The sequence below is a fragment of the Mycolicibacterium wolinskyi str. Jessa 2025 genome, from assembly GCF_049241375.1.
Lineage (GTDB): Bacteria > Actinomycetota > Actinomycetes > Mycobacteriales > Mycobacteriaceae > Mycobacterium > Mycobacterium wolinskyi.
On sequence record NZ_CP185960.1, the window covers coordinates 4,310,436 to 4,334,144 of the forward strand.

The 23,709-nt window shown below is 67.6% G+C and carries 26 protein-coding genes; 13 read left to right on the forward strand and 13 right to left on the reverse strand.

Annotated elements, in window-relative coordinates; all coding sequences use genetic code 11:
* Position 1: 1 nt before the first annotated feature.
* Together ACOI2T_RS21175 and ACOI2T_RS21180 are read left to right on the forward strand one after the other, a co-directional pair.
* A complete protein-coding gene (locus ACOI2T_RS21175; RefSeq protein WP_409503443.1) occupies positions 2-1,249 on the forward strand; it encodes an HRDC domain-containing protein in 1,248 nt (415 codons plus the stop codon).
* A gap of 68 nt (positions 1,250-1,317) precedes the next feature.
* Entirely contained in the window at positions 1,318-1,821 is a 504-nt protein-coding gene (locus tag ACOI2T_RS21180) for a phosphate-starvation-inducible PsiE family protein (protein ID WP_409503444.1), read from the forward strand.
* Here the strand turns inward: ACOI2T_RS21180 and ACOI2T_RS21185 are convergent.
* The 4 genes from ACOI2T_RS21185 to ACOI2T_RS21200 form a co-directional block, all read right to left on the reverse strand.
* Positions 1,818-2,723, reverse strand: a complete 906-nt coding sequence (locus ACOI2T_RS21185) for a TIGR03564 family F420-dependent LLM class oxidoreductase (RefSeq protein WP_409503445.1) — start codon at positions 2,721-2,723, stop codon at positions 1,818-1,820. The genes ACOI2T_RS21180 and ACOI2T_RS21185 overlap by 4 nt on opposite strands.
* Positions 2,724-2,744: 21 nt before the next feature.
* A complete protein-coding gene (gene dxs, locus ACOI2T_RS21190) occupies positions 2,745-4,658 on the reverse strand; it encodes a 1-deoxy-D-xylulose-5-phosphate synthase (RefSeq protein ID WP_067851266.1) in 1,914 nt (637 codons plus the stop codon).
* A 28-nt stretch (positions 4,659-4,686) separates the two neighbouring features.
* Positions 4,687-5,979 carry a Na+/H+ antiporter NhaA gene (gene nhaA, locus ACOI2T_RS21195; RefSeq protein ID WP_409503446.1) on the reverse strand — a complete coding sequence of 431 codons (1,293 nt, stop codon included), beginning with the start codon at positions 5,977-5,979 and terminating at the stop codon, positions 4,687-4,689.
* A 66-nt stretch (positions 5,980-6,045) separates the two neighbouring features.
* Positions 6,046-6,666: a TetR/AcrR family transcriptional regulator gene (locus tag ACOI2T_RS21200; RefSeq protein ID WP_409503447.1), complete on the reverse strand. Its 621-nt coding sequence runs from the start codon at positions 6,664-6,666 to the stop codon at positions 6,046-6,048.
* Positions 6,667-6,739: 73 nt separating this feature from the next.
* Between ACOI2T_RS21200 and ACOI2T_RS21205 the strand changes: the two genes are divergently transcribed.
* The 3 genes from ACOI2T_RS21205 to ACOI2T_RS21215 all read left to right on the forward strand — a co-directional run bounded on the left by ACOI2T_RS21205 (position 6,740) and on the right by ACOI2T_RS21215 (position 9,175).
* On the forward strand, positions 6,740-7,507 hold the full coding sequence (locus ACOI2T_RS21205; RefSeq protein ID WP_421874236.1) for an FAD-dependent oxidoreductase: 768 nt from the start codon (positions 6,740-6,742) through the stop codon (positions 7,505-7,507).
* The gene (locus ACOI2T_RS21210) at positions 7,432-7,965 is read left to right on the forward strand and encodes an FAD-dependent oxidoreductase (RefSeq protein ID WP_421874239.1); all 534 of its coding nucleotides are present in this window, start codon (positions 7,432-7,434) and stop codon (positions 7,963-7,965) included. Before ACOI2T_RS21205 ends, ACOI2T_RS21210 begins: the two co-directional genes overlap by 76 nt.
* A gap of 121 nt (positions 7,966-8,086) precedes the next feature.
* Complete coding sequence (locus ACOI2T_RS21215; RefSeq protein ID WP_409503449.1) at positions 8,087-9,175, forward strand: GGDEF domain-containing protein; 1,089 nt, start codon at positions 8,087-8,089, stop codon at positions 9,173-9,175.
* 25 nt (positions 9,176-9,200) lie between these two features.
* Here the strand turns inward: ACOI2T_RS21215 and ACOI2T_RS21220 are convergent, their stop codons facing one another.
* Positions 9,201-10,367: a CdaR family transcriptional regulator gene (locus tag ACOI2T_RS21220; protein ID WP_409503450.1), complete on the reverse strand. Its 1,167-nt coding sequence runs from the start codon at positions 10,365-10,367 to the stop codon at positions 9,201-9,203.
* A 133-nt stretch (positions 10,368-10,500) separates the two neighbouring features.
* On the opposite strand from ACOI2T_RS21220, the gene ACOI2T_RS21225 reads away from it, so the two are divergent.
* From ACOI2T_RS21225 to ACOI2T_RS21235, 3 genes are read left to right on the forward strand one after another with little or no spacing between them, the layout of a single operon-like run.
* A complete protein-coding gene (locus ACOI2T_RS21225; protein ID WP_085141954.1) occupies positions 10,501-11,925 on the forward strand; it encodes a sodium:solute symporter family protein in 1,425 nt (474 codons plus the stop codon).
* Positions 11,922-12,074, forward strand: a complete 153-nt coding sequence (locus tag ACOI2T_RS21230; protein WP_165765877.1) for a hypothetical protein — start codon at positions 11,922-11,924, stop codon at positions 12,072-12,074. The genes ACOI2T_RS21225 and ACOI2T_RS21230 overlap by 4 nt, the downstream gene beginning before the upstream one ends.
* Entirely contained in the window at positions 12,071-13,351 is a 1,281-nt protein-coding gene (locus ACOI2T_RS21235) for a D-amino acid dehydrogenase (protein WP_409503451.1), read from the forward strand. The genes ACOI2T_RS21230 and ACOI2T_RS21235 overlap by 4 nt, the downstream gene beginning before the upstream one ends.
* Here the strand turns inward: ACOI2T_RS21235 and ACOI2T_RS21240 are convergent.
* Positions 13,348-14,541 (reverse strand): class I SAM-dependent RNA methyltransferase, encoded by a 1,194-nt coding sequence (locus ACOI2T_RS21240; RefSeq protein ID WP_409503452.1) that lies wholly within the window; start codon positions 14,539-14,541, stop codon positions 13,348-13,350. The genes ACOI2T_RS21235 and ACOI2T_RS21240 overlap by 4 nt on opposite strands.
* Complete coding sequence (locus tag ACOI2T_RS21245) at positions 14,538-16,544, reverse strand: APC family permease (RefSeq protein ID WP_409503453.1); 2,007 nt, start codon at positions 16,542-16,544, stop codon at positions 14,538-14,540. Before ACOI2T_RS21245 ends, ACOI2T_RS21240 begins: the two co-directional genes overlap by 4 nt.
* A gap of 99 nt (positions 16,545-16,643) precedes the next feature.
* On the opposite strand from ACOI2T_RS21245, the gene ACOI2T_RS21250 reads away from it, so the two are divergent.
* Together ACOI2T_RS21250 and ACOI2T_RS21255 are read left to right on the forward strand one after the other, a co-directional pair.
* Positions 16,644-17,321, forward strand: coding sequence for a potassium channel family protein (locus ACOI2T_RS21250; protein WP_085141946.1), 678 nt, complete (start codon positions 16,644-16,646; stop codon positions 17,319-17,321).
* Positions 17,322-17,352: 31 nt separating this feature from the next.
* Positions 17,353-18,021, forward strand: a complete 669-nt coding sequence (locus tag ACOI2T_RS21255; protein ID WP_067851245.1) for a potassium channel family protein — start codon at positions 17,353-17,355, stop codon at positions 18,019-18,021.
* Between the two features lie 6 nt (positions 18,022-18,027).
* Here ACOI2T_RS21255 and ACOI2T_RS21260 read toward each other — a convergent pair whose 3' ends face one another.
* Entirely contained in the window at positions 18,028-18,729 is a 702-nt protein-coding gene (locus tag ACOI2T_RS21260; RefSeq protein WP_067851243.1) for a DUF3159 domain-containing protein, read from the reverse strand.
* Positions 18,726-19,097 carry an OB-fold nucleic acid binding domain-containing protein gene (locus ACOI2T_RS21265; protein ID WP_067851241.1) on the reverse strand — a complete coding sequence of 124 codons (372 nt, stop codon included), beginning with the start codon at positions 19,095-19,097 and terminating at the stop codon, positions 18,726-18,728. The genes ACOI2T_RS21260 and ACOI2T_RS21265 overlap by 4 nt, the downstream gene beginning before the upstream one ends.
* 135 nt (positions 19,098-19,232) lie before the next feature.
* On the opposite strand from ACOI2T_RS21265, the gene ACOI2T_RS21270 reads away from it, so the two are divergent.
* Positions 19,233-19,931, forward strand: coding sequence for an alpha/beta hydrolase family protein (locus ACOI2T_RS21270; protein WP_067851239.1), 699 nt, complete (start codon positions 19,233-19,235; stop codon positions 19,929-19,931).
* Positions 19,932-19,940: 9 nt separating this feature from the next.
* On the opposite strand, the gene ACOI2T_RS21275 is transcribed toward ACOI2T_RS21270, so the two are convergent.
* Complete coding sequence (locus ACOI2T_RS21275) at positions 19,941-20,708, reverse strand: DUF3710 domain-containing protein (protein ID WP_085141940.1); 768 nt, start codon at positions 20,706-20,708, stop codon at positions 19,941-19,943.
* Positions 20,708-21,172 carry a dUTP diphosphatase gene (dut, locus tag ACOI2T_RS21280; RefSeq protein ID WP_067851235.1) on the reverse strand — a complete coding sequence of 155 codons (465 nt, stop codon included), beginning with the start codon at positions 21,170-21,172 and terminating at the stop codon, positions 20,708-20,710. The genes ACOI2T_RS21275 and dut overlap by 1 nt, the downstream gene beginning before the upstream one ends.
* Before the next feature lie 25 nt (positions 21,173-21,197).
* Here dut and ACOI2T_RS21285 point away from each other — a divergent pair, with 25 nt between their 5' ends.
* Positions 21,198-21,677 carry a DUF3093 domain-containing protein gene (locus tag ACOI2T_RS21285; protein ID WP_067851232.1) on the forward strand — a complete coding sequence of 160 codons (480 nt, stop codon included), beginning with the start codon at positions 21,198-21,200 and terminating at the stop codon, positions 21,675-21,677.
* A gap of 59 nt (positions 21,678-21,736) precedes the next feature.
* On the opposite strand, the gene ACOI2T_RS21290 is transcribed toward ACOI2T_RS21285, so the two are convergent.
* Complete coding sequence (locus ACOI2T_RS21290; RefSeq protein WP_067851231.1) at positions 21,737-22,039, reverse strand: DUF4193 domain-containing protein; 303 nt, start codon at positions 22,037-22,039, stop codon at positions 21,737-21,739.
* Between the two features lie 165 nt (positions 22,040-22,204).
* Here ACOI2T_RS21290 and cei point away from each other — a divergent pair, with 165 nt between their 5' ends.
* Complete coding sequence (cei, locus tag ACOI2T_RS21295; protein WP_409503454.1) at positions 22,205-22,855, forward strand: envelope integrity protein Cei; 651 nt, start codon at positions 22,205-22,207, stop codon at positions 22,853-22,855.
* On the opposite strand, the gene ACOI2T_RS21300 is transcribed toward cei, so the two are convergent.
* Positions 22,829-23,689: an inositol monophosphatase family protein gene (locus tag ACOI2T_RS21300; protein ID WP_409503455.1), complete on the reverse strand. Its 861-nt coding sequence runs from the start codon at positions 23,687-23,689 to the stop codon at positions 22,829-22,831. The genes cei and ACOI2T_RS21300 overlap by 27 nt on opposite strands.
* Positions 23,690-23,709 lie beyond the last annotated feature (20 nt).

The window sequence follows — 23,709 nt, forward strand, 5'->3', positions numbered from 1 at the left end:
GATGACCGACGGGGACACCGAGCAGACCGAGCCTGTCGAGGCCGACGCGACCCCGCTGCTGGCGCCGGCCGACGGCGTGCCCGACGTGTGCGTCACGGCCGAGGAAATCTCTTCTGCGGCAGCGGTTCTCGCCCGCGGCAGCGGCCCGTTCGCCATCGACGCCGAACGCGCGTCAGGTTTCCGGTACTCCAACCGGGCATACCTCGTTCAGATCCGCCGTTCCGGGGCAGGCACCGCGCTGATCGACCCGGTCAATCACGGCGGCTCCCCCATCGACGCACTCGCGCCGGTTTCGGCGACGCTCGCCCAGGACGAATGGGTGTTGCACGCCGCCGACCAGGACCTCCCGTGCTTGGCCGAGATCGGCTTACGCCCGGGCAAACTGTACGACACCGAGTTGGCGGGCCGGCTCGCCGGATTCGAGCGGGTCAACCTGGCCGCGATGGTGCAGCGCCTGCTGGGCCTGCAGCTGATGAAAGGCCATGGCGCCGCCGACTGGTCGAAGCGGCCACTACCCGCGGAATGGCTGAACTACGCCGCACTGGATGTCGAGGTCCTGCTGGAACTGCGTGACGCGATCGCCGCCGTGCTCGAAGAACAGGGCAAAACCGATTGGGCGGCACAGGAATTCGAGTATCTGCGAACCTACGTCGCCTCACCCACCCGGCGGGACCGCTGGCGGCGCACGTCAGGAATCCACAAGGTCCGCAACCCCCGGGCGCTGGCGGCCGTACGCGAGCTCTGGACCACACGTGACAACATCGCCCGCAGCCGCGACATCGCGCCCGGCCGGATCCTGCCGGACGCCGCGATCGTCAACGCCGCGACCGTCGATCCCAAAACCGTGGACGAACTGACGGCGCTGCCGATCTTCGGTGGGTCCAAACAACGGCGCAGCGCCCAGATCTGGCTGGACGCGCTGAAGCGGGCGCGCGAGAATCCCGACCCGCCGCAGACCGCGGAGGCCCCGAACGGACCGCCCCCGGCGGCGCGCTGGGCGCGGCGCAAACCGGAAGCCGCGGCGCGGCTTGAGGCGGCGCGGGCGGCGCTTGCCGAACTGTCGGAACGGGTGTCGGTGCCGACCGAGAACCTCATCACGCCCGAGGTGGTTCGACGCCTGTGCTGGGATTGGCAACCCGTGGCCGACGTCGCGACGGCGATCGAGGAATTCTTGGTGGCCAATCAGGTCCGGCCGTGGCAACGCGAACTCACGGTGCCGGTGCTGTCGTCAGCACTCAAGACCGACTGAACCACCGGCCGTCGGCACGGGCGTCAATTCCGGTATGGCGACCACCGGACTGCAATAACGTCTGTGTGGTGGCGACGCGCGAAGACACCGAGGGCGAACAGGAGCGGGAGCGGTTCGCCGACCGCGTGTTGAGGATCGCCGAGGACACGGTCTATTGGTCGATCGCCGTGCTCCTGCTTGCCGGGTGCGTCGTGTTGATCGTCGCTCAGGTCAACGTCATCCTGCGGTTGCGCGACAACCCGGCGACGACCATCATGCTGGAGCTGCTCGACGGCCTGCTGCTGGTCTTCATCTTCGTCGAGCTTCTCTACGCGGTGCGCACATCGCTGCGGTCGCGCGAACTCGTCGCCGAGCCGTTCCTGATCGTCGGCATACTCGCCTGCATCAAGGAGATCGTCGTGCTGTCGGTGGACGCGGCCAAGCTGCTCGACAAGGGCCCGGAGTTCGCCCGGGCCATCGTTCAGGTCGGTGTGCTCGGCGGTCTGGTGCTCGTGCTCGCGGCCGCCATCTTCGTACTGCGGTTGCAGCGCCGCAACGCCGACCACATGCGCGACAAACCCGACGACGCCTAGCCGAGACCCCGGCCGAGCACCTCGATCGTGGCGGCCCGCTCGTCGGGACTGCCGAAGATGTTGGCGCACAACTCCGTAGCGCCTGCGCCGGCCACTTCCCCGATGAGGTCGAGCACTTCATCCGCCGACCCGATCAGCGCCGCGTCTCCGGCATGCGTGAAGCCTTCCCGGTCGAGCATCGCGCGATAGGACGGCACGTCGTTGTAGGCCGCGAACTCCCGGCGTGCCGCGTCGCGGGCCGCGGCTGGGTTGTCCGTGACACAAACCGGCAGTCCCGCGATCACCCGCGGCGCCGGACGCTGCGCGTGTTCGGCGGCCGCGGCGATGGTCGGCACGATGTGCTCGGTGATCGTGCGCACCCCGGTCATCCAGGTCACCGTCCCGTCGGCGTGGGCACCGGCCAGCCGCAGCATCGCCGGGCCCATCGCGGCCAGCACGATGTCGGGTGGTTCGATGCCCGGTAGCTCCAGCGGCCGCAGCGTGGTGGCGCTGAGCTCCTCACCACGAAACTCGACATCGTCGCCGGCCATGGCGGGCACCACGATCCGGAGGAACTCGGCCATCCGGTGCCGGGGCCGGTCGAAGTCCATGCCCCACACGTTCTCGACGACGAACCGGTGCGATGTTCCCAGCCCCAGCGTGAACCGGCCGCCCACCGCGGCCTGCGTCGTCATCGCCGACTGCGCCAGCACCACCGGATGCGTCGGGTAGACCGGCAAGACCGCCGTCCCCAGACGCAACGACGTGGTTCTTCCGCCGGCCATGGCAAGCGCCGTCAGCGCGTCCCAACCGAAGATCTGGGGCACCCAGGCACCGTGAAAGCCGGTCTGTTCGCACGTGACGATGTCGTCGACGAACGTGTCGAGGCCGCCCGTCGGGAAGACCAATCTGCTGATGTGCATGTGGTCGGTGACTGCCCGCCGCTAGTCGAGACGGTTGCTGACTTCGTCCTCGGCCACCGGTGCGCCGATCGCGGCAACCCAGCCGGTGATCTGACGGGCGATGTGCCGATCGGTCAGGCCGACCTCCGCGAGCACCTCCCCGCGCGAGGCGTGGTCCTGAAATTCCTGCGGCAGGCCCAGGTCTCGGCACGGGACATCGATCTCGGCGTGGCGCAACGCGGCCGACACCGACGAGCCGATACCGCCGTGCACACCGTTGTCTTCGACCGTGACCACGAGCTTGTGCGCGCGGGCCAGTTCGGCGATGGCCTCGGGAACCGGCAGCACCCAGCGCGGGTCCACCACGGTCACGCCGATGCCTTGGTTGCGCAGCAGCTCGGCCACGGCGAGTGCCATCTTCGCGAACGAGCCCACCGCGACCAGCAGCACATCGTCGGTCAGCCCGGCCGCGGGTGCGGCGAGCACATCGACTCCACCTCGGCGCTCGACGGCCGGGATGTCTTCGCCGACATCGCCTTTGGGGAACCGGATGGCCGTCGGCCCGTCGTTCACGGCCAGCGCCTCGCCGAGTTCCTCACGCAGCCGCGAACCGTCCCGGGGCGCAGCGACCCGGATACCCGGGACGATGCCGAGCACCGAGAGGTCCCACATGCCGTTGTGGCTGGCGCCGTCCGGGCCGGTGACGCCGGAGCGGTCGAGCACGAGGGTGACCGGCAGTTTGTGCAGCGCGACGTCCATCAGGAGCTGATCGAACGCGCGGTTGAGGAACGTCGAGTAGATCGCGACGACGGGATGCAGGCCGCCCATGGCCAGGCCGGCCGCCGACGTCATGGCGTGCTGCTCGGCGATACCCACGTCGAAGAACCGGTCCGGGTACTTCTCGCGGAACGCGCTCAGCCCCGTCGGCCCCGGCATCGCCGCGGTGATCGCCACGATGTCGCGACGCTTGGCGGCGGTCTTGATCAGTTCCTCGGAGAACACCGAGGTCCACCCGAGCCCGGCCGCCTTGGTGGGCACCCCGGTTTCGGGGTCGATGATGCCGCACGCATGCATCTGGTCGGCTTCGTCGTTCTCGGCAGGCGGATAACCCATGCCCTTGCGGGTGACCACGTGCACGATCACCGGCGCGTTGAAACCCCTGGCGTGGCGCAGCGCGTTCTCGACGGCGTGCTCGTCGTGGCCGTCGATCGGCCCGACGTACTTCAGGCCGAGATCGGTGAACATCACCTGCGGGGCGATCGCGTCCTTGATACCGGCCTTGATGCTGTGCATGCACTGGTAGCAGAACTCGCCGACGACGGGCAGGCCGCGCACCGCCTTGCGGCCTTCCTCCAGCAGCCGCTCATAGCCGGGCTGCAGCCGCAGGCCCGCGAGGTGGTCGGCGAACCCGCCGATGGTCGGCGCGTAGCTGCGGCCGTTGTCGTTGACGACGATGACGACCGGCCGGCCTGCGGCGGCGATGTTGTTGAGCGCCTCCCAGCACATGCCGCCGGTGAGCGCACCGTCGCCGACGACGGCCACCACGTGCCGGTTGCGGTGCCCGGTCAGCTCGAAGGCCTTGGCCAGCCCGTCGGCGTAGGACAGCGCGGCACTGGCGTGGCTGGATTCCACCCAGTCGTGCTCACTCTCGGCACGCGAGGGATAGCCCGACAAACCGTCCTTCATCCGCAGCGTGTCGAAATCCTGGCTGCGGCCGGTCAGCATCTTGTGCACGTAGGCCTGATGCCCCGTGTCGAAGATGATCGGATCGTGTGGCGAATCGAACACCCGGTGTAACGCCAGAGTGAGTTCGACGACGCCCAGATTCGGGCCGAGATGCCCACCGGTTGCAGCGACCTTGTGGATCAGAAACTGACGGATCTCCTGCGCCAATGCACTTAGCTGTGATTGCGACAGGTGCTGCAGATCTGCGGGGCCGCGGACCTGTTCAAGCATCCCGTCAGTCTACGCACGGATCACGGGGTCAGTCCTGCCGAGGCTGGTAGATGTCGGGCACTCCGTCGCTGTCGGCGTCGGTGGTCTCCAGAATGTGGATGCGCCGGTAAACGACATTGCGGGAGATCAGCACGACAGCGGCCAGCAGACCGGCAACCACCGACCCGGTGAGCACCGCAATCTTGACGTCGGCGTCGGCGACCGGGCTGTCTTCGAACGCGAGTTCGCCGATCAACAGCGACACCGTGAAGCCGATGCCGGCGAGCAATGCGACGCCGAACACATCGCGCCAGGCCAGGTCCTCGTCGAGGCTCGCATTGGTGAATCTGGCGAGCAGGTAGGTCGTGCAGAAGATGCCGATGGGTTTGCCGAGCACCAAGCCGGCGATCACGCCGATCGTCAGCGGATGGGTGAGCGCGGTAGCGAATCCCGACAGGCCTCCGACGGTCACCCCGGCAGCGAAGAACGCGAACACCGGGACCGCCACCCCGGCCGAGAGCGGCCGCAGCCGATGCTCGAAGCGTTCGGCGGCGGCGTGTCGGCCCAGCACCGGCACGGTGAAGCCGAGCAGCACCCCGGCCACCGTGGCGTGCACACCGCTGGCATGCGCGAGCGCCCACGCGACCACCGCGAGAGGTACCAGGATCCACCACTGCCGGTGTCCACGCTGGACTGCGAGGCCGAACAGCGCGATCGGCACGACCGCGCCAAGCAGCGGCCCGACGGACAGGTGGTCGGTGTAGAAGACGGCGATGACGATGATCGCCAGCAGATCGTCGACCACGGCCAAGGTCAGCAGGAAGATCCGCAGCGCCGACGGCAGATGGGTGGACAGGACGGCCAGCACCGCGAGCGCGAACGCGATGTCGGTGGCGATCGGCACGGCCCAGCCGTCGATGTTCTCCGGCTGGCCCGCGAACAGGTTGATCCCGATGAAGATCGCGGCGGGCGCCGCCATACCGCCGACAGCGGCGGCGATCGGCAGCGCCGCGCGGGCCGGGTCGCGCAGATCCCCCGCGACGAACTCGCGTTTGAGCTCAAGACCCACGACGAAGAAGAAGATGGCCAACAGACCGTCCGCCGCCCAGGCCGAGACGCTCAGTTCCAGATGCAGCGACTCCCAACCGATGACGAAATTCGACAACCGGTCATAGGACGCAGACCACGGCGAGTTCGCCCACACCAGTGCGGCGGCAGCGGCGGCGAGCAGCAGTGCGCCGCCGACCGTTTCAGCACGCAGCAGCTCGGAGACGCGTTGCCACTCCGGCCACGTCGTGCGGGTGAGCAGCCTGGGACGAGTGCGGTCAGGTGGACTGGTCATGGCGGGCTCCCGTAGGCAGCGTGCAATGGCGCCGACCAGGCTTCCCGGCACACCCTGCCGATCACGCTAACAGGCGGACGACTCCAGTACGCGCCTGACCGTCGCGAACTGCGCGGCCGCGAGCCCATCGAGATTTTCCGGGCCGACCTCGTCGAAATGGGCCACGGTCCACTCGTCGAAGACCTGCAGAATCCGCAGAACGACGCTGCACTGCAATGCTTCTGGCAAATCCGCGCGGACGGCGCCGCAGCTTCGGCCGACCCGCAGCACCTCTTCCACCCACTGCCGCACCGCCGCGAGCATTCCTGCCGACGCATCGCCGCCGGGCGCGTCGCTGTAGAACATCCGGCCCAGCGTCAGCGCGGACTCCTCACGCTGCGACACCGTGACGAGGTGGGCGAAGAAAGCCTCCACCCGCGGCCAGTAGTCCGGCCCGCGGAATTTCTCGGGTTCCGGGATCTCGACGGCATTCGCGAGCCCGCCGAGTAATTCGGCCATGACGAATTCAAACAATTCGTCCTTGGATTCGATGACGTAATAGAACGAACTCTTGCTCATGCCGCATTTCGCGATGATCCGGTTCAACGAGGCCTCGCGATAGCCGGCCGACGCGAACTCTGCCGCTGCTACATCGACCAAACGGCGGCGTCGCTCGCCGGACATCCGGTTCAACCGACCACTGTGCACGAGCCAATATTAGACTGGACCACCTGGTACACAGAATGGTAGCGTCGCGCTCGAACGATTCGAGAGGATTTCTGTGCTCACCTCCACAACGCTCCAAGAGCAATATCGTTCGGCCACCGCGGACAAGCTGCGAATCCTGATCGTCGGAGCGGGCATCGCGGGGCTCACCGCCGCCGGCCTGCTGCGCAGAGCCGGTCATCATCCGGTGGTGATCGAGCGCGCACCGGACGGCGCACCGCCCGGGTACATGCTGGCCCTGATGCCGATCGCGGATTCCGCACTCGACGACCTCGGCGCACGGGCGGCATACCGCGCCGCGAGCGTGCCGTTCGAGGACTACGGGATGCGCGCCCACACGGGCCGGCTCATGCGCGTCGACTCGATGAGCCGCGTGCTCGGCAGCTCTGGCGACTATCGGGGCATCTCTCGCGGGGCATTGATCGATGTGCTCAGCGGCGCGCAGTGTCCGGTCACGCTGGACTCCACCGTCACGGCGATCGCCGAGACGGAATCGGCCGCGCACGTGACCATCGCCGAAGCGGGCGACACCCACCGTCTCGAATTCGATCTCGTCGTCATCGCCGACGGCATCCGTTCACGAACCCGCGATCTGGTGCTGGCCGGCCGCCGGTCGACGTGGTCGACACGCGATGGGGCGGCTGGGTGGCCTGGGCACCGGAACGGTCCGTTCCGCCGTCGCGCGGTGAAGAACTCTGGGGCGCAGGCCGTTTCGCGGGCCTCTACCCGGTCGCCGGGGCGGTCGGGGTGTTCCTGGGCGGTCCCCGGTCGGACACCGATGCCGGTCCGGCCGCGTTCGTCAGAGAATTCCGCAAGACGCTGAGTGTCGTCGACGCGCCGATCGATGCCGCGCTCGACGCCGTCGCCGCCGCACGCGATCCCTATTACTGGTCGCTGTCCGACTGCCGGGCCCCGGTCTGGACGACGCGGCGCACGGTGTTGCTCGGTGACGCCGCGGCGGGGTTCCTGCCCACCGCCGGCATCGGGGCCGGCATGGCGATGGAATCGGCGTGGGTCCTGTGCCGGATGCTGAACAACATCGACGGTCACCGGCTCGCCGACGTATTGGGCGCCTACGAGCGCACGCAACGCCCGCGCGTGCAGGCGGCCCAGGACAACTCCCGTCAGTTGGCCAGACTCATGTTCAAGCACAGCCGCGGACTCGCCGTGCTGCGCGAGCTCGCAATGCGGATCGTGAGCGTCGATATCGCGCTCAAACCGATCCGGCGGCTGGTGGCTGAGCAGCCCAAACCTGAAGAGGTGACCGCGTCGCTGCGTTGATTTACCGGCGCGAAAAATTCGGCGCCTACGAAATCGGTTGGACGAAGCCAAAAGGGCAATAAACCGATCGCGTCGTGATTACGTAGGGTGTACTACGAAATCGATTACTCCGGGGTGCGGATTGAGTCCTTTCGACAACTACTACGCGCGTACTGCCCTGCTTGCCGCGCAGGGCCAGCGCACCCGGATGCGTCACATCGTGGCGGTGACGATCATCAGCTTGGGCGTCGTCCCGCTGTTGCTGCTCGGCACGCCGGCCGGCCCGACAGGCGTCGGGCGCTACCTCGAGATCGGGGTGAGCGCCTGCGGATTGCTGATGGCCTGGTGGTGGTGGCGCAGACAGTGGCCGAGTCGGACGCAGTCCTGGCTGGTCGTGGGGATCGGCACGGGCGGTATCGCAGTGATCTGCACATTGCTGGCCGATCCGGTCGTCGGATTGTTGGGGACCGCCGCGTTCAGCCTGATCACCACGTATGCGGCGTTCTTACACAGCAGACGCGTGCTGATCCTGACCTGGTTGGCCTCGGGCATCGTCGTCGTCTACCTGGCCGTCCGGGTGGCGATGACTGATATCTGGTTGGGCATCTGTGGAGCGGTGGTGTCGGCGCTCGTCATCGTGACGACGTCGGCGATGTGCCGGATGGCCGTCGGGCTGATGGACCACGACAACGTTCAGCACCCCGACGAGATCGATCCGCTGACGGGCCTGCTCAACCGGGAGGCGTTCGACATCCACGCGGCGACGATGCTGGGCTCGCACAGCCGCCACGATGACCAGTATGTCGTGATCCTCGCGGTCGGCATCGACGACATGTCGCTGCTCAGCGACATGGACGGGACGCACAGTACGTTGCACGCGCGCGTCGCGGTCGGGCAGGCGATGCGGGAAACCGTGCGCCATCGGGTCCCGCTCGCGCATGTGTCCGACAGCGAGTTCCTGATCGCCGACGTCTTCAAGACCAATGACCCCTCGCCCCTGGTGAATCGGATCCGGATCGCGATAAGCACCACGCCCATGCGGCTGACCGCGAGCATCGGAACCGCGTGCAGCCCGCTGCGGCCGCTGACCGAACTTCCGGCCGAACAGGTCGTCGATGCCCTCGTCGACCTCGCGGTGAAGGCGATGAATCAGTCCCGTGCCGCGGGCGGCAATCAGACCACCTACGCCCACTACCCCACCCCGACCATCGGGCCGAACAACCAGGACTGAACCGACGAGCCGGGCGCGCGGCACGTCACAGCCGAGTGGCGTTGGGGCCCCGGCCGAGTTGGTCCATCATGCACGTCACGTAGAGCGCCACCGCCAGGCCCGCCTCGTCGAGCGAGCGCCCGAGAAGTCGTGCCACTCGGTCGAGCCGGTAGATCAGTGTATTGCGGTGCACATGCATGGCCGCCGCTGCTTTGGTGACGTTGAATGCGCAGTCGCCCCAACTGATCAGCGTTGCGCGCAAGGTGGGCCACTCGCGGTCGTGCAGTAGGGGACGCAGCAGGCTCTCGGTCAGTCGCGTGCGCGAATCGATCGGTACGACCGACAGCGCCTGCTGCAGCCGGAAGTGCTCGATGTGACGGATCGGCTGTTGACCGGTGACCACGGAACCGAGTTGCATGGCGTCGAAGGCGTCGCGGGCGGAGACGTTCAGCTCCTCGACGCCGCAAGCCGCCGACCCGATCGCCACCCGGGTGCCGAGGTGCTGAGTGCGGGTCACCGCGACGAGTTCCTCACAGCGCTCCAGCACGGATCGCTCGCCACCGTCCGGATCATCCGGAGTCGCGACCGCGATCACCGTACCCGCGAGCGGCGCGATGAGATCGGCCGTGGAGTTGAACACCGCCTCGGTGTGCCGCATCAGCTGGGCGGAATCGACTTCATACCGCGAACCGTCGGGATCCTCCGATGCGACCAACACCATTCGGCGGGGCAGCGTCAGATCGTGGCCGAGAGTCCTTGCCCGACGCAGTAATTGGGCAGCCGGAATACGCGAGTGGTGCCACTCGCACACATCGCGCAAGAGCTCGGTCACCGCGCGCTCGCGGGTGACCCGGGAACCGATGCGCGCGGCCTCCTGCATGAGGATCTCGGTCTGCCGTTTCACCACGAGGCCGAATCGCTCGACCTCCTCGGGCGGGCCGGACAGCCCGACAGTGCCCACCACGACGTCGTCGATGACGAGCGGGGTGGTCACCCCGGGCAACGTACCGACCAGATTCTGGACGTCTGCGCTGGAATGTGTCATCGTCCGGCGGCTGCGGATCACCTCGACCGACGCCTCGTGGAACTGCCCGATGCGCGAGGTGTCACCGCTACCGACCACGATCCCCGACTCGTCGGAGATCATCACGTTGTAACCGATCACGTCGGTGATCTCGTTGGCGATCTGCTGCGCCAGAGCTTGGCCGAGCACCTGACCTCCCACTCACCACACTAGGCAATCCGCCTAATTGCTCTCCCAGAGTTAACGACAGTTTAGGCACATCGCCTAGAGACGTAGGTCACGTTTGCTCCATACGATGGTGCGAATTCGGCAAGGAGTTCACATGACACCACTCGACTGGGCTTTGCTCACAGGCTATTTCGCGCTGCTGGTCGTGATCGGGCTGCAGACCATGAAGCGGATCAAGGATCCCGACGACTTCGCGGTCGCCGGCAACCGGATCGTCTGGCCGGTGTTCTTCGGCAGCCTCGCGGCCGCATTCCTGGGCGGCGGCGCATCGATCGGCGTCGCCGGTGCGACGATGCGCGACGGCTACGTCTACATGTTCGCGTTCTGCGCGTTCGGAATTCAGACCGTACTCGTCGGGCTGTTCATCGCCCCTCGGCTGAAGAACTACCGCGGTGCCCACACTCTCGGCGACGTGATGGACGAGCACTACGGCAAGGCGGCCAGGGTGGTCACCGGAATCCTGTCCCTCGCGTTGTGTTCGGGGATCCTGGGCGCTCAGGCATTGGCGATCGGAACCGTGGTCAACGCGACCCTCGACGTCCCGACCGGCCCGGCGGTGATCATCGGGATGGGCGTCGTGGTGCTGTACTCGTCGTTCGGCGGGGCGTGGGCCGTGATCCAGACCGACATGCTGCAGTTCGTCTTCCTCGGCGTCTTCCTGCCGGTCGCACTGCTGATCGGGTTGCACGCGGTGGGCGGCCCGGCCTCGCTGTTGGACCAGGTGCCCGCCGACCATCTCACGCTGCTCGGCGACTACACGCCGCTGAAATTCCTCACCTTGTTCGTGGCGCTACTGCTCGGCGAGACGCTGGTGCCGCCGTACGCACAGCGCACGTTCTCCACGCCCGATTCGCGCCACGCCAAGATCGGCTACACCATGGCCGGATTCTTCTCGTTCTGCTTCTACTTCACGGCCGCGTCGATCGGGCTGATCGCGCTCGTGCTCTACCCCGACATCAAGACCGACGAAGCGCTGCCGACCGTGGTGATGCAACTGATGCCGGTCGGCATCCTGGGATTGGTCATCGCGGCGCTGCTGGCCGTCGTGATGTCCACCGCGAGTTCCTATCTGAATTCCACGGCCGTCGTCCTGACCAAGGACGTCTACCAGCCGATGCGCGTCGACCCCTTGCCGCCCAAACGGCGCCTCACGGTCGAACGCACCACAAGTGTCATAGTCGGCGCCGCCGCAACGACTTTCGCGCTGAGTGTGCCGTCCATCGTCGACGCGCTGCTCTACAGCTACGCGCTGTGGGCGCCCACCATCATCGTGCCGCTGTTCGGTGCGGTCCTGTTCGGGATCCGCTCGGCGCCCGCCGCCCTGTCGGCGATCGCCGCGGGTGCTCTCGTGACCGCGGTGTGGCAGTGGGGGCTCGACGCACCGTTCGGACTCGCCGACGGCCTCATCCCCGGCGTGTTGGCCAATCTCGTCGTCTACATCGTCGTCGCCGCGGCGACCGCCAACCGCTATCCACGCCGGCACCAACCGGCCCTCGTCGCACAAGGAGAACCCGCATGATGCTCAACCTGCTGTATTACGGCATACCCGTCCTGGTCATCGTCGTGACCCTGTGGGTCGGATTTCTCGGCTGGCGCTTCTACGTCCAGGAGGTGCTGCGCGACAACAGTTCTGACCAAAGTGCAGTCGAAGGAGGAAGTTCGAAGTGAAGGTAGCTGTCATCGGGGCAGGAGTGGTGGGCGTCGCGACCGCGCACGCACTGGCCGAGCGTGGGCATGAGGTCCACGTCTACGACCGGCGACCCCAAGTGGCCACCGACACCTCGGCGAGCACGGGCGGTCTGATCGCGCCGGGACACTCATACACGTGGGCATCGCCGGGTGCGCCGATGATGCTGCTGCGCTCGCTGGCGGGCCGGGAGACGTCCATCAGGGTGCGGCGGGCCGATACCGCCCTGGCCCGGTGGGGACTTCGATTCCTGCGTGAGTGCACACCGTCTCGGTCACGTGCCAACACGCTGGCGAAATTCGAACTCGCGCGCTACAGCCAACGACTGCTCGACGAGATCGCCCATCGCGAAGGGCTTGAGTTCAACCAGACCGACAAGGGCGTGCTCCACCTGTACCGCAGTGAGCCCGAATTCGCCGACGCGGTAGGCAGATCGGCGCTGCTGTGCGATCACGGTCGTCAGCAGAAGGCGCTCGATCCCGAGCAGATCGCCGCGGTCGAACCGGCCCTGCGCCACGCCGCCGGTGAGTTCGCCGGGGCGATCCACGACACGTCCGACGGCACCGGAGACCCGCACAAGTTCTCCACGGCGCTGGCCGCTGCCGCTCGCCGACAGGGCGTCGAGTTCCACCTGTCCACCGCGATCGACGGTCTGACCACCGACGGGTCGACCATCAACGGCATGCGGACCGCAGACGGTGTTGTTCGCTCGGACGCCGTCGTGCTGGCCGCCGGATCGGCCAGCCCGCTACTGGCCCGTGACATCGGGGTGTACCTGCCCGTGTATCCGGCGAAGGGTTACAGCGTCACCGCGACCATCAAAGACCCGGACCGGGCGCCGGCGCTCGGCGGCATCGACGAGCGCTACATGGTGGCGTGGTCACCGTTCGGCAGCGAGCTGCGGATGTCGGCCACTGCGGAGTTCGTCGGATACGACCGCAGCGCGGCGCCCGCGGACTACGCCCGCATCCTGGCCGCGGGCGACCGCCTGTTCCCGGGCGCGATCGATTGGGCCGGTGCCCATTACCGGACCGGGCTACGTCCCGTGACGCCCGACGGCCCACCGTTGATCGGGCTGGGCCGCCACGACAACCTGTACTACAACACCGGGCACGGAAACGTCGGCTGGACCATGGCGTGTGGTTCGGCCCGGATGCTCGCCGACCTCATGGACGGCAGGCGACCCGACATCGACCCCACGCCATACAGTCCGGTCCTGCGCCGCAGGCATCGCTCGCACCGGGGCGCTGTCGGCTAACGGGTCAGCACCGCGATGCACTCCACGTGGTGGGTGAGCGGGAACGAGTCGAACACCCGGATCTCCTCGACGGCGTAACCGTGGCTGAGGTACAGCCCGACGTCGCGGGCGAATGACGCGGCCTCGCAACCGATGTGGATGATCCTGCGCACCGCGGCGCCGGCGAGCTGGTCGATCACCTCACGGCCGGCCCCGGTCCTCGGCGGGTCGAGCACCGCGACATCGGCGGGCCGGTCCTGCCCGGAAAGGGCCCGGCGCACCGAGTCGGTGACGACCGAGACCCACGGCAGGTCGGCCAGCGCGGTGCGCGCCGAGCGCGATGCGCCACGCGACGTGTCGACGGTGACCACGCGACCGCTCTCGCCCACGCGCTCGGCCAATGCCGCGGCGAAAACCCCGGCGCCGCCGTACAGATCCCACGCGGTCATCCCCGGTTGCAGTTGCGCCCAGCCGGCCACCAGCTCGCTGTAGAGCGCTGCGGCATCGCGGTGCGCCTGCCAGAACGCCGTCACCGGCACGCGCCATACGCGCTGCCCGACCCGCTGCACGGCCTCGTAATCGCCCTCGACCACGCGCGTCGGGCTCTTGCGGCCGTTCTTGGGCCCCGACTGCACCACGTGTCGTACGCCATCGGAATCCAGCGCGATGTGCAGTTGCGCACCGCCGGCCCACCGGGTGTCGGCCAAACCCGTCATCAGACCGTCCGGCAACTGCGCACAGCCCAGATCGGTGACGAGCTCGGCGCTGTGATACCGGTGAAAACCCGCGCGCCCGTCCGCCGTGGTGTCCAGCCGGACCCTGGTGCGCCACCCCGTCGCCCCGGACGCACCAACCGATTCGGCGGCGGCCGCGTCCTCGTCACGCCAGTGGTACCCACCGAGCCGCTCCAGCTGGTTGGCGACGACAGCGCCCTTGAGCCGGCGTGTGGCCGCCGGATCGGCGAACGCCAGGTCACAGCAGCCCGCACCGTCCACGCCGGCGATCGGGCACAGCGAATCGACGCGATCCGGCGATGGCTCGATGACCTCGACAACCTCGGCGCGCCAATAAGATCCGCGCTCGTCGACGACCCGAACGCGCACGGTCTCACCGGGTAGCGCGTACCGCACGAACACCACCCGGCCCTCGTGGCGGGCCACGCAACTGCCACCGTTGGCCGCGGGCCCGGTGGTGAGTGTCAGTTCGTTCACTCCAAGAATCCCCTGCGAGCATCCCCCGGCGCCGATTGCGGCTGCAGCGCCTTGAGCCGCTCCGACGAATTCAGCTGCCACGGAACAGATGTCACCATGACGTTCGGCATGAACAACAGGCGGCCCTTGAGCCGCAGCGCACTCTGGTTGTGCAGGACCTGCTCCCACCAATGCCCGACGACGTATTCGGGGATGAACACCGTGACCACGGTTCGCGGTGACTCCTTGGTGACCCGCTTGACGTAATCGAGCACGGGACGGGTGATCTCGCGATACGGCGACGCGATGACCTTGAGCGGCACACTGATATCGCTGTCCTCCCACTGATGCACCAGCGCCCGGGTCTCGGCGTCGTCGACGCTGACCGTGATCGCCTCCAGCACATCGGGCCGGGTGGCACGCGCATACGCCAGCGCGCGTTTGGTCGGCAGGTGCAGCTTCGACACCAACACCACCGCGTGGTTGCGGCTCGGCAGCACGATGTCGCCTTCTTCGCCTTCGTCTTGCGCGTTGAGTTCGCGGGCCACGGTGTCGTAGTGCTTGTGGATGGCCTTCATCAACACGAACAGCGCCGTCATCGCCAGGATCGCGATCCAGGCCCCGGCGAGGAACTTCGTCACCACAACGACGACGAGCACCGCACCGGTCGCGGTGAGCCCGATGGCGTTGATGATCCGCGAGCGCATCATGTGCCTGCGGACCGCCGGATCGGTTTCGGTGCGCAGTAGCCGGGTCCAGTGCCGCACCATGCCGATCTGGCTGAGCGTGAACGACACGAACACGCCCACGATGTAGAGCTGGATCAGTGCGGTGACCTCGGCGCGGAACGCCACGACGAACGCGATCGCGGCGAACGCCAGGAACAGGATGCCGTTGGAGAATGCCAGCCGGTCCCCTCGCGTGTGCAGCTGCCGCGGCAGAAACCGGTCCTGCGCCAGGATCGAGCCCAGCACCGGGAACCCGTTGAACGCGGTGTTGGCCGCCAGCACGAGGATCAGCGCGGTGACACCGGCGATGAGGTACAGGCCGATCGGGAAGTCGTGGAACACCGCATCGGCGAGCTGCGCGATGAGCGTCTTCTGGTGGTAATCGGGCGGCGCGCCGACCAGTTGTTCGTGCGGACGTTCGGCCATCTGCACGCCGGTCGCCTTGGCCAGCATGATGATGCCCATGAACAGCGTCACCGAGATGAGGCCGAGCAGCAGCAGCGTGGTGGCCGCGTTGCGGGACTTGGGCTTGCGGAACGCGGGCACGCCGTTGCTGATCGCCTCGACGCCGGTGAGCGCGGCCGAACCGGACGAGAACGCGCGCGCCACCAGGAACACGAGCGCGAAACCGAGGACTTCGCCGTGTTCGGCGTGCATCTTGAATCCGGCCGACTCCGCGCGCAACGGATGGCCGAGCACATAGATCTGGAACAGGCCCCAGCCGAGCATGATGAACATGCCGAACATGAATGCGTAGGTGGGGATCGCGAATGCGGTGCCGGACTCCCGGATTCCGCGCAGGTTGATCGACGCCAGCAACAGAATCGCGACGACCGCGAAAATCACCTTGTGCTGAGCCACGAAGGGTACCGCCGAACCGATGTTCGACATCGCCGACGACATCGAGACCGCGACCGTGAGCACGTAGTCCACGAGCAGTGCGCTGGCCACCGTCAGGCCGGCGGTCGGACCCAGGTTGGTGGTCACGACCTCGTAGTCGCCGCCGCCTGATGGGTAGGCATGCACGTTCTGGCGATAACTCGCGATCACGATGAGCATGACCGCGGCGACCGCGAGGCCGATCCACGGCGACATCGAGTAAGCCGTCAGCCCGGCCACCGACAGCACCAGGAAGATCTCCTCCGGTGCGTACGCCACCGAGGACAGCGCGTCGGAGGCGAACACCGGCAGCGCGATCCGCTTGGGCAGCAGCGTGTGGGACAGCTTGTCGCTGCGGAACGGCCGCCCCAGGACCAACCGGCGCGCTGCCGTCGAAAGCTTGGACACGAGTGCCAAGAGTAAGCCCGAAGGCGAACGGGTGTCAGAAAGCTGTAGCGTTCGTCAGTGCACGGGTTGAGATAGCTTGATCTTTCTGCTGCCGGAAAGGACCGTCTGGTGCGTGTAGTTGTCATGGGATGTGGCCGCGTGGGCGCATCCCTCGCAGACAGCCTGGCCAGAATTGGCCACGACGTCGCCATAATCGACCGGGACAGCACCGCATTTCACCGGTTGTCCCCCGAGTTTCCCGGCGAGCGGATCCTGGGCATGGGTTTCGACCGCGATGTGCTGCTGCGGGCCGGGATCGAAGAGGCCGGCGCGTTTGCCGCGGTGTCCTCCGGCGACAACTCCAACATCATCTCGGCGCGGGTCGCGCGCGAGACCTTCGGCGTCGAACGTGTCGTGGCGCGCATCTACGACGCCAAACGTGCGGCCGTCTACGAGCGGCTGGGCATCCCGACCGTCGCGACCGTGCCCTGGACCACCGACCGCCTGCTCAACGTGCTGACCAAGGAAACCGAGACCACCAAATGGCGTGATCCCTCGGGCAGTGTCGGCGTCGCCGAGCTTCCGTTGCACGAGGGCTGGGCCGGCAGACGGGTGACCGACCTCGAGGCCGCCACCGGCGGGCGCGTGGCGTTCATGATCCGGTTCGGCAGCGGCCATCTTCCCGACGCGAAAACCGTCATCCAGGCCGGCGATCAGGTCTATGTCGCGGCGGTCGCCGGTCACATCGCCGAAGCACTCGCCATCGCGGCACTGCCGCCGAGTGAAGACCTGGAGTCCGAACGATGAGCGCCGACCACGAACGTGAGGAGTGGCGTCGATGAAGGTAGCGATCGCCGGGGCCGGGGCCGTCGGCCGCTCCATCGCCCGCGAACTCCTTGAGAGCAATCACGAGGTGACGCTGCTGGAGCGCAACCTCGACCACATCGATGTCGATGCCATCCCCGCCGCGCACTGGCGCCTGGGCGACGCATGCGAGCTCACGATGCTGGAGTCGGTACGGCTCGAGGAATTCGACGTCGTGATCGCGGCCACCGGCGACGACAAGGTCAACGTCGTCGTGAGTCTGTTGGCCAAGACCGAATTCGCGGTGCCCCGGGTGGTCGCGCGAGTCAACGATCCGCGCAACGAGTGGCTGTTCGACGAGAACTGGGGTGTCGACGTCGCGGTGTCCACGCCGCGCATGCTGGCCTCACTCGTGGAAGAGGCTGTCGCCGTCGGCGATCTGGTGCGGCTCATGGAATTCCGCAGGGGCCAGGCCAACCTCGTCGAGATCACGCTGCCCGACGACACCCCGTGGGGCGGTAAGCCGGTCAAGCGCCTGGAGCTGCCGCGCGACGCGGCGCTCGTGACCATTCTGCGCGGGGCACGGGTGATCGTGCCCGAATCCGACGAACCGCTCGAGGGCGGCGACGAACTCCTGTTCGTGGCGGTCACCGAGGTGGAAGACCAACTGCGGGAACTGTTGCTGCGCCCCGCGTCGCGCTGAAGCCACTCAGTCGGCGGTCTGAGCCGCCTGGTGGGCATGCAGAGCACGCTGCGCGGTGCGGATGGCCAGATACGTCACCAATGCGGCGACTGCCGTCAGCGGCCAGCCCATCGCGATCCTGGCGAAACCCAGCCAACCCGTTTCGTCGGCGTCGTAGAGGTACTCCTGCACCAGGAACCGCGACGCGAACACGAGCACCCAGGTGATGGTGGCGATGTCGAAGGCCAGCACCGCCTTGCGGACGTCACGCCAGCCCCGGTCGTGCGAATTGACCCAGCCCCACACATATCCGACCACCGGCCGGCGGATCAGCACCGAGACACCGAACACCACCGCCCACAGCAGCGATGTCCAGATGCCAAGCAGGAAATAGCCTTTCGACTCCCCCACCAGATAGGCGATCAGCGCGCTGATGCCCACTGCGAAAAAGCCGGATATCGCGGGCTGCACCGAATCCCGGCGGATCAGGCGCCAGATCAGGATCAGGGTGGCCACGCCGAGGGCGGCCGCGATCGCGGGCATCAGCCCGAATGCCGATGACACCGGCACGAATACGACCACCGGCAGCGTGGAGTAGATGAGGCCGCTCACGCCGCCCATCTGGTCGAGGATCGCCCGGCCCCCGGTACTCGGCCGCGCGGATGTCGGTTCCGGCTCGCTCGTGGGGCCTGGGGGTGCGTTACCTGGGCCGTTTTCGGCCTGGCTCACTTCTGAATTTCGTAGTGCGGGTTGTAGATCGCTTTCGTACCGTTCTCCAACTTGCCGACGCGGCCGTGCACCCGCAGGGTGCGGCCCGATTCGATACCGGGGATGCGGCGCTGTCCCAGCCAGACCAGCATCACCGTGTCCGTCCCGTCGAACAGTTCGGCTTTGACGCCGCCAGAACAGCCTTTGCCGTTGCATTCGACACTGCGCAGGGTCCCGACCATCGTCACTTCCTGGCCGCGCTGGCAATTGATCGCCTTCTGCGCGCCGGTGTTGGCCGCTTCGTCGCTGAGCTCTTCGACATCGAGCTGCTCGGGGTCCTCCGTCAGGCGTCGCGTCAGCCGGCGCAGATACCCTTCGGCCGTAGCCATGGTCCTCTCCTGACCTTTCGCGGATCCACCGTGGATCCACCCAACCAACGCCACGGTAGACCTCTTATTCCCCGAATGCCACGCGGGGTGTGTGTCGGCACGCCGGTAATTTGACGAGCCAGGCACGATCATGTGATGAGCGTCATTCTGCGCGGTGTCACCACCGTTCTACTTCCCGGAACCGGGTCCGACGACGACTACGTCTACCGGGCGTTTTCGGCTGCGCTGCATGACGTCAACGCGATGGTGGTGACTCCGCCGCCACAGCCGGACCGGCTCGTAGCGGGCTACCTGGACGCGCTCGACGACGCGGCCCGGTCGGGTCCGATCGCGGTGGGCGGGGTGTCCATCGGCGCCGTCGTCGCCACCAGATGGGCACTGGATCATCCCAGCCGGGCCGTGGCCGTGCTGGCCGCACTGCCGCCCTGGATGGGTTCCCCGCAGAACGCTCCTGCGGCGTTGCTGGCGCGTCAATCGGCCCACCTACTGCGCCGGGACGGGCTTGCGGCCACCGTCGCGCAGATGCGCGAGTCCAGCCCGGCCTGGCTGGCCGACGAACTGACCCGCTCGTGGGTGGGCCAGTGGCCCACGTTGCCTCAGGCCATGGATGAGGCCGCCGGGTACGACGCCCCCAGCTGCGCCGAGCTGGAGCGGCTCGCCGTGCCCATGGGGGTGGCGGTGGCCACCGACGATCCGGTACACCCGGCCGAGGTCGGGTTCGAATGGGTCGCCGCAGTGCCTCGTGCGGCGCTGCGCACCGTCACCCTGGCGCAGATGGGCGTCGACACCGGCGTCCTCGGCGCCGCGTGCGTCGCCGCCCTGCAGGAGGCGTGAGCGGCGCCCCTATCCCCCGGTGATGGTGCGGAGCTGCTGCATCGCCGAACCCTGCGCGCTCCGCCGGGCCGCGGGCTCGGCCGGGGGCTGCTCCTGTGGCGGCGCCTGCTGTTGCCCTTGCTGCGCCGCGGCCTGGGCGGCGGCGCGCAGCTGCGCGGCCATCGGCTCGGGCAGCTGGACCTGCAACGGCGTGCGCACCGGCATCGGCGTGTCGCCGCGCCGGATCACGGTGTCCGCCAACGATGCCCGAGCCTCCTCGGCAAGCGCGTCGATGGTTTCGGGCGAACCGTTGACGACGCAGCGCACCATCCACCGGTAACCGTCGACGCCGATGAACCGGACCACGCCACCATTGCCGGCGCCGACCACCTCGCGGCCCCACGGGCCGTCTTGGATGGCCACCGACGCGGCGTCCTTGCGCAGCGAATCGGCCAGCTCACCGGCGACCTCCCGCCACAGCCCCGCACTCTTGGGCGCGGCGTAGGCCGCGATGGTGAACCGGCCGTTGGGCGTCACGACCCACACCGCGCTCGGCGCGCCGGCCTCGTTGAGTTCCACCTGCACCTGGCCGCCGTCGGGCATCGGGATCAGGACCGATCCGAGGTCCAGCCGGCCCTGCGCGGCGACGGCCGCGTCGTCGAAGTCCTCGATGTCGAACGGGCCGTCAAAATCCTCGTCAGTCTCGTCCGTCACAGCAGGCTCGATTCGTTCGTTGCCGGGCGTGTCACTGCCCTGGTCGCTCGTCGTTTCATTGCTCTTGCGTTTTCCGAATGCCATCACAAACTCGCATGTCCGCCGGAGGAACCGTGGCCACCATCGCCACGGGAGGTGTCGGCCAGGCCTGCCTCGTCGAACGAGGTGACCTCGACCAGTTCGGGCAGTTCCACCCGCTGCACCAGCAGCTGGGCGATCCGGTCGCCACGGTTCACCACGATCGGCGTCTCCGGATCGAGGTTGATGAGCGAAACCTTGATCTCACCGCGGTACCCGGCATCGATCGTGCCCGGGCTGTTGACGATCGAAAGTCCCACGCGCGCAGCCAAACCCGACCGGGGATGCACCAGCCCCACCATGCCGTGCGGAATCGCCACCGCAACCCCGGTGGGCACGAGCGCCCGCTGCCCGGGAGCCAGTTCGACATCCTGCGCGCTGTAAAGGTCGACGCCCGCGTCGCCGTCGTGCGCGCGACTGGGCATCGGGAGTTCGCGATCCAATCGGACGACCGCCAGAGAGTTGGACACGACGTCACAGATTACTCTGAGCCGCGTGTCAGACACGCGCGCAACCACCCAAACCGTGCGCTATCGCGAGCGGTTGTGGGTGCCTTGGTGGTGGACGCTGCCCGCAGCGATCCTGGCGGGAATCATCGCTCTTGAGGTGGGCATGGGCGTGTCGGGTATGCCGAAATGGGTGCCCTACGCGGTGTTGTTCCCGGTCGCGGCGGCTGTGCTGATGTGGTTCAGCAAGACCGAGTTGCGCGTGGTCAGCCGACCGGGCGGCGAAACCGAGGTTTGGGTCGGCCAGGCACACCTGCCGACCAGCGTGATCTCGCGCACCGCCGAGGTGCCGCGGTCGGCCAAATCCGCCGCGCTGGGCCGCCAGTTGGATCCCGCTGCCTACGTCGTGCACCGGGCCTGGGTCGGCCCGATGGTGCTGTTGGTTCTCGACGATCCGGATGACCCCACCCCGTACTGGTTGGTCAGTACCAGACATCCGGACCGGTTGCTCTCGGCGCTCCGCGGCTGAGCCGCGAATCTAGCTGCAGCGGCTGAGCCGCGAATCTGGCTGCAGCGGCTGAGCAGCCCTCAGGCTGCGCAGTCGGTGCAGATCATCACACCGTTCTTCTCGCTGGCCAGCCGGCTCCGGTGATGCACCAGGAAGCAGCTGGAGCAGGTGAACTCGTCGGCCTGCTTCGGGACCACCCGAACCGACAGTTCCTCGCCGGACAGGTCGGCACCCGGAAGCTCGAATGACTCGGCGGTCTCGGACTCGTCGACGTCCACCACGGCGGACTGCGCCTCGTTACGCCGCGCCTTGAGCTCTTCGAGCGAGTCCTCGGAAACGTCGTCGGTCTCAGTGCGCCGCGGGGCGTCGTAGTCGGTAGCCATCGTCTGTGTCCCCTCCCTTACCTTGCAGCAGAGCTTTGTACCAGCGTCGAACGCATTCCCCAAATGATTCGTGCCCGTATTGCCACACGTTTCAGTGTGATTTACATCACATTACGGCCTGAGCTCCGGCGCCGCACCCGGCGACCTTGGCCTTAGAGTGCAGGGGTGGTCTCGCAAATCACCGAAGGCACCGCTTTCGACCGGCACGGTCGACCGTTCCGTCGGCGCAACTTTGCCCCCAGCATTGTGTTGCTCATCGCACTTGCGGTGGTGACGTTGATGGTCTGGATCATCGCCCTCAACCAGCCGGCCGATGTCCAGCAGGCCACGGTGTGCAACGCGCCGCCACCCGCGACGGATCCGGCAACCCCGAAACTGGGTCAGCAGGTGGCCGGCTCCGACATGATCGAAGTCACTCCGGCCCCGCTCGCCGACACCAAGATCAGGGTGCTCAACGCCAGCGGCCAGGGCGGGCAGGCCGGCGAGATCGCCGGTCAACTGCGCGACCTCGGCTTCGCCCAGCCCGAGGCGGCCAACGACGCGATCTACTCCAGCGTCCGGCTGGAATGCCAGGGCCAGATCCGGTTCGGTCCGACCGGGCGCGCCGCCGCTGCCGCCGTCTGGCTGGTGGCCCCGTGCACCGAGCTGTTCCAGGATGAAAGGCCCGACGCCACAGTCGATTTGGCGCTGGGCACCGAGTTCACCGAACTGAGCAGCAGCGACGACATCAACGCCGTACTGGCCAGCCTGCGGCCCGACGCCACCGCGCCCGCCGACACCGAGCTGCTGTCAAAGATCCATACCGGCGCCTGCTAAGGCGGCGCGCAACGCGTCCGCGACGCCCGGCGCGCACGCCCCGAGGCGTCCCGGCCCGGATCCGGTCGGCAACCACACCGTCGCCCCGGCCTCGGCCGCGATCAGCGCGCCTGCCGCCCAGTCCCAGACGTTGACGCCCTCCTCGTAATAGGCATCCAGCTGACCCGCGGCAACCATGCACAGGTCGAGGGCACACGAGCCGAACCGGCGCACATCGCGCACGACCGGCAGAATCTCGGCCAGCACCTGCGCCTGGCGCCTGCGCTTGTCGGCGACATACGAGAAGCCGGTGCCGACGAGCGTCATCGACAGATCGTCGGCCGCGCTGCATCGCAGCGGCGTGCTGACATCACCCCTGCGCACCTGAGCGCCGTGACCCAACGCCGCGGAGAACACCTCACCCGCGGCGACGTTCGCGACGGCGCCCGCCACCGATCGGCCGTCGCGCTGGACGGCGATGGACACCGAGTACGCCGGGATGCCGTAGACGAAGTTCACGGTGCCGTCGATCGGGTCGATGACCCAACTCACACCGTCCCGTCCGTCCTCCTCGCCACCCTCTTCCTCACCGAGCACGTGTTCGCCCGGGCGCAGTACCGCCAGCCGTTCCCGCAGCCACCGTTCGGTCTCGGTGTCGACGATGGTCACCGGATCGGTGGGAGTGCTCTTGGAACGAATCGGACCCGCGCCATCCCCCGCCTCCGACGACTCGGGCGCGGCTGACGCGGCACCGAACACCTCGCCACGACGGCGTCGGACAAATTCTGCGGCTTCGGTTGCCAGCTGCTCGGCAACATCACGCAGGCGGGCTGAGTCGGCACTGTTTTCAGTCACCGCACTATCGCAACACGTTT

What these genes read in the sequence shown, in the direction of transcription:
- ACOI2T_RS21185 (WP_409503445.1), bottom strand. Translation starts at nt 2,723, where the DNA reads ATGCACATCAGCAGATTGGTCTTCCCGACGGGCGGCCTCGACACGTTC.
- ACOI2T_RS21290 (WP_067851231.1), bottom strand. Translation starts at nt 22,039, where the DNA reads ATGGCTACCGACTACGACGCCCCGCGGCGCACTGAGACCGACGACGTT.
- ACOI2T_RS21175 (WP_409503443.1), top strand. Translation starts at nt 2, where the DNA reads ATGACCGACGGGGACACCGAGCAGACCGAGCCTGTCGAGGCCGACGCG.
- ACOI2T_RS21230 (WP_165765877.1), top strand. Translation starts at nt 11,922, where the DNA reads ATGATGCTCAACCTGCTGTATTACGGCATACCCGTCCTGGTCATCGTC.
- ACOI2T_RS21275 (WP_085141940.1), bottom strand. Translation starts at nt 20,708, where the DNA reads ATGGCATTCGGAAAACGCAAGAGCAATGAAACGACGAGCGACCAGGGC.
- ACOI2T_RS21270 (WP_067851239.1), top strand. Translation starts at nt 19,233, where the DNA reads ATGAGCGTCATTCTGCGCGGTGTCACCACCGTTCTACTTCCCGGAACC.
- ACOI2T_RS21255 (WP_067851245.1), top strand. Translation starts at nt 17,353, where the DNA reads ATGAAGGTAGCGATCGCCGGGGCCGGGGCCGTCGGCCGCTCCATCGCC.
- ACOI2T_RS21225 (WP_085141954.1), top strand. Translation starts at nt 10,501, where the DNA reads ATGACACCACTCGACTGGGCTTTGCTCACAGGCTATTTCGCGCTGCTG.
- dxs (WP_067851266.1), bottom strand. Translation starts at nt 4,658, where the DNA reads ATGCTTGAACAGGTCCGCGGCCCCGCAGATCTGCAGCACCTGTCGCAA.
- nhaA (WP_409503446.1), bottom strand. Translation starts at nt 5,979, where the DNA reads ATGACCAGTCCACCTGACCGCACTCGTCCCAGGCTGCTCACCCGCACG.
- ACOI2T_RS21265 (WP_067851241.1), bottom strand. Translation starts at nt 19,097, where the DNA reads ATGGCTACGGCCGAAGGGTATCTGCGCCGGCTGACGCGACGCCTGACG.